This is a genomic window from Polaromonas sp. (genome assembly GCF_031411155.1).
GTDB lineage: Bacteria > Pseudomonadota > Gammaproteobacteria > Burkholderiales > Burkholderiaceae_C > Polaromonas.
Window position 1 is genome coordinate 1 of sequence record NZ_JANOAL010000106.1, and the last position, 2,430, is coordinate 2,430.

Genomic DNA, 2,430 nt, shown 5'->3' on the forward strand with positions numbered 1-2,430 from the left:
GCGCGTGCAGATGCCGCCGTCGTACAGCGGCGCGCGCGCGTCTATGGCCACCATGTGCGCCTGCGTCGGGTCGCCAATGCGGTCGGCGCCGTGGTCGTCGAGCAGGTGCCTGAGCAGCACGCCTTTGTTGTAGGCCGTGCCGCGGATCAGGAAGTTGTCCGACGGCCATTCGCCGCGCTCGTTCTGGCCCCAGGCCTCGCGCAGCCATTCGCGGTTCGATTCAAACCCGCCAGCGGCCAGCACGCAGGCCTTGGCCGTGATGCGCTGGTCCTTCACGTAGGCGGCGACGAAGCGACCGTTCTCGATCTCGATGCGGTCCACCGGCGATTCGTAGCGCACCTCGACACCGAGCGTTTCTGCGCTGCGGAAATACGCGTTCACCAGCGCCTTGCCGCCGCCCATGAAGAAGGCATTGGTGCGCGCCACGTGCAGCGTCCCGGCCAGCGCGGGCTGGAAATGCACGCCGTGGCTGCGCATCCAGTCGCGGCAGTGGCTGGAGGCGCGGATCACCAGGCGCGCCAGGTGTTCGTTGGTCAGGCCGCCCGTCACCTTGAGCAGGTCCTGCCAGTATTCCTCTTCGGGGTAGACCTCGACCAGCACGTCCTGCGGCGCATCGTGCATGCAGCGCAGGTTGCGCGTGTGGGCCGAGTTGCCGCCGCGCCAGGCGCGCGGGGCCGATTCGAGCAGCAGCACGCTGGCGCCGGCCTCGCGCGCCATCAGCGCCGCGCACAAGGCGGCATTGCCGCCCCCAATCACCAGTACATCCACATTCATAGTCACCTCACCGCTTGCAGGAATGTGCTGACTTTAGGTGTCAGGCGGGCTTTTGCTCAGCCCCGGATCACGATGGGGCCATTACAAATTGTGATGGATCAGCCGTGCGCCTTGCCACGCGCCAGAGCGGACCAGCGCGCGGGCGCAGTCCGCCAGCACCACCCGGGTGGCCAGCGCAGCCGGCGACAGCTCGTCGTCCGACAGGCTGCACAGGGCATTGCTGCGGTGCACCTGGGAATCGGAAATTTCGGCCCACTGGAGGCGCTGTGCGGCGTCCTGCACCCGCCCCAGCGCCGCCCAGGGCTGCACCGTGCAGCCCAGCCCCGCGCAGACGGCATCCATCAGCATGGTCAGCGAGTCCACTTCGGCCACCAGTCGGGGCTTGATGCCGGCCCGGGCGAAGGCTGCGTCCAGCGTGCTGCGCAGGCCGTGCGCGCCCGTCGGCAAAATCAGGGCCACGCCTTCGAGCAGCGCCATGCTGGTTGAAGCCGGGGCTTCGGGTGCAGCGGACTCGTCTGCGGCACGCGGACGCATCAGGTACAGCTTTTCCTCCAGTAGCGGCATCACGCTCCAGCGCCGGGCCACGCCGGTGTCGAACAGCACCGCCAGGTCAAGCTGGCGCGAATTGAGCATGCTGGTCAGGTGACCCGACATGCTTTCCACCAGGTGCAGGCGCACATCGGGGTAGCGTTCGCGCATCGCCCGCATCAGTGGCACCCCCAGCACCCCCGCGGTGGTGGAGGCCAGCCCGACGCTGGCCGTGCCGCTCAGGCGCGACTGCTGGGCGGCGCGCACGGCATGCTCGGCGTGGCGCAGGGTCAGCTGCGCCTCCCGGAAAAACGCCAGCCCGGCTTCGGTCGGCACCACGCCCTTGCTGCTGCGTTGCAACAGCCGGGTGGCCAGCTCGCCTTCCAGCCGGCTGATTTGCTGGCTCAGGGCCGACTGGACCAGATCCAGATCCACTGCGGCACGGCTCATGCTGCCGAGTTCGACGATGCGGACGAAATACCGGAGTTGCCGAAGTTCCATAGCGGGCTGTCAAAAACGCAAACAGGTCATCGCGGGATAATCGCACACCTATGGACAAGCAACACAGCAAACAGCGGATCGTGGTGGGCTTGAGCGGCGGCGTGGATTCGGCAGTGACCGCGCACCTCCTCAAACAGCAGGGTCATGAGGTCATCGGCATCTTCATGAAGAACTGGGAAGATGACGACGACAGTGAATTCTGCTCGTCCAATATCGACTTCGTCGATGCCGCCGCCGTCGCCGACGTGATCGGCATCGAGATCGAGCATGTCAACTTCGCGGCCGACTACAAGGACCGCGTCTTTGCAGAATTCCTGCGCGAATACCAGGCCGGCCGCACGCCCAACCCCGACATTCTGTGCAACGCCGAGATCAAGTTCAAGGCCTTTCTGGACCACGCGATGCGGCTCGGTGCCGAAAAAATTGCCACCGGGCACTATGCCCGGGTACGGCACAACCCGGCCAGCGGCCTGCATGAACTGCTCAAGGGCCTGGACCCGGCCAAGGACCAGAGCTACTTTTTGCACCGTCTTAATCAGGCGCAGCTGTCCAAAACCCTGTTTCCGGTCGGTGAGCTGCTCAAGACCGAGGTGCGCCGCATCGCCGACGAAATTGGCCTGCCGAACG

3 protein-coding genes are annotated in these 2,430 nt (G+C 66.1%); 1 reads left to right on the forward strand and 2 read right to left on the reverse strand.

Annotated features, from left to right (window positions below):
• Both tcuA and RMO23_RS07385 read right to left on the reverse strand, forming a co-directional pair.
• On the reverse strand, positions 1 to 774 hold a 774-nt coding region (gene tcuA / locus RMO23_RS07380; RefSeq protein WP_309680006.1), incomplete at its 3' end, for an FAD-dependent tricarballylate dehydrogenase TcuA.
• Positions 775 to 855: 81 nt separating this feature from the next.
• A complete protein-coding gene (locus RMO23_RS07385) occupies positions 856 to 1,803 on the reverse strand; it encodes a LysR substrate-binding domain-containing protein (RefSeq protein ID WP_309680008.1) in 948 nt (315 codons plus the stop codon).
• A gap of 50 nt (positions 1,804 to 1,853) precedes the next feature.
• Here RMO23_RS07385 and mnmA point away from each other — a divergent pair.
• Positions 1,854 to 2,430: tRNA 2-thiouridine(34) synthase MnmA (gene mnmA / locus RMO23_RS07390; RefSeq protein ID WP_309680011.1), on the forward strand; the 577-nt coding region annotated here is incomplete at its 3' end.